Genomic DNA, 1,763 nt, shown 5'->3' on the forward strand with positions numbered 1-1,763 from the left:
GGCCACGACCCCCCAGTCCACCGTGCCGCCGACCACGGAGCCACCGGCCACCGTGCCGGGACCCGGCAGCACGCCGCCGCCGCACCCGGTGCCCGCTCCTGTGGCGGCGCAGCCCAAGGACTTCGTGGGCCAACTGCCCCCGGCCGCGCCGCCGCCCGTCCCGCCTCCGGCCCCCGGCCCGTACGAGACGCCGTCGTACGGGCGGCGCGGCTACGCCCCGTACAGCGGCCAGCCCTCGTACGACCAGGCCGCCGGCTACCCGCCGCCCTATGGCCTGCCTCCGGCGACGCAGCCCGACCCGAGCGCCCTCCAGCGGCGTCCGGAGCAGGGCGGCCCCTACGACCCGCGCGACCCGCGCGCCCAGGAGGCCCAGCGGCGGGCCGAGCGTCCGCGCGACGACCGCGACAAGAACGCCGGCAAGCCCTACGGCTGGTACCGGGTGCTCAGCTTCCTCGTGCTGGTGGCGCTGCTCGGGTTCGCCAACATCGCGCCGCTGCCCGCGATGGCCGTCGCCATCGCCGGCGTCCTCGTCCTGCGGATGGCCGACAAGGCCGCCAAGGGCATGGAGGACAAGCGGACCCGCCGCGGCCCCCGCTCGGGCGACGCGGTCGCGGCCGCCTTCAAGACGCCGCTGCACCTGCCGGGCGCCGTGCTGGTCACCGTCCTGCTGTCGGGGCTCAGCCTCTGCGCGGGCGGGATCCTGCTCGGCGTGCTGATCTTCGCCCAGCCCGACATGGCCGCCTCGCGGGCCATCGCGATCTCCGCCATGGCCGTGATCGGCCTGCTCTGCCTGGCGCCGGGCAGCGGCGCGCCGCGCCGCCAGATGGCCCGGATGTGGGGGGCCGTGCTCCCGCGCACCGGGGCCGCCCTCGCCGGCGTCCTGATCCTGGGCATCTTCGCGGCGGTGCTCGTCGGCCTCTCCCAGAAGCAGCCGCCCGACACCACCCCGCTGGACGGGATGAGCCAGGATCTGGAGAGCCTGCGCGCCGACGTCCACGACCGGCTGGCCGAGATCCCCGGCATCTGACGCCCCGGGCGCCGGCCGCCCGGCCGTTTCCGAGGGGTCTGGTTCCGGTCGTCCCCGCCGACAACTCCTCGGTGGCTCGGTAGGGTGGCGACACATATGAGCGGTGAGACGAGCCACCCGGAGCACATCGGTCCGTACCGGCTGCTGTCCCGGCTGGGCGGCGGCGACGCCGGCGCCTGTCCCGTCCATCGCGCCACCGGTCCCGACGGCCGCGATGTGGCGATCCGGCTGCTGCCGCCGGGCGCCGAGCCCGACCTGGCGCGGATGCGCGAGGTCCTCAGCCCCTACGTGGTGGACGTGCTGGACGGGGAACCCGGCACGCGCCGTCCGTACATCGTGTCCCGGTTCGTCCCCGGGCGGCCGCTGGCCGAGCACGTCGCCGAGCAGGGGCCCGTGGGCGGGGACGTACTGCGCCGCATGGCCCTCGGCCTGGCCAAGGCCCTCGCGGCCCTCCACGGGGCCGGGCTCGCCCACGGCGATCTGGGGCCCGGCACCGTCCTGGTGGTGGACGGCGCGCCCGTCGTCGTCGACTTCGGCCTGACCGCCGGGGCCCACGTCCCCGGCGACGTCCGCGCGTGGGCCGCCACCGTGACGTTCGCGGCCACGGGACGGTCGGACGCGCCGTCCGGCGCGCTGCCCGCCGAGCTGCGGCCCCTGGTGGAGGCGGCCGCGCATCCCGACCCGGCGGCCCGCCCGTCCGCCGCCGAGCTGGCAGAGGCGGCCTCCGGGCTCGTCC

The 1,763-nt window shown here is 77.4% G+C and carries 1 protein-coding gene and 1 pseudogene; both read left to right on the plus strand.

The window, feature by feature from the left end; all coding sequences use genetic code 11:
- A pseudogene (locus tag E1298_RS46650) lies at positions 1–1,027 on the plus strand (hypothetical protein); the annotation flags it as partial.
- 96 nt (positions 1,028–1,123) lie between these two features.
- The coding region (locus tag E1298_RS46655) for a protein kinase domain-containing protein (protein ID WP_424923244.1) at positions 1,124–1,763 on the plus strand (640 nt) is incomplete at its 3' end.

The sequence above is a fragment of the Actinomadura rubrisoli genome, from assembly GCF_004349215.1.
In the GTDB taxonomy this organism is placed as follows: Bacteria; Actinomycetota; Actinomycetes; order Streptosporangiales; family Streptosporangiaceae; genus Spirillospora; species Spirillospora rubrisoli.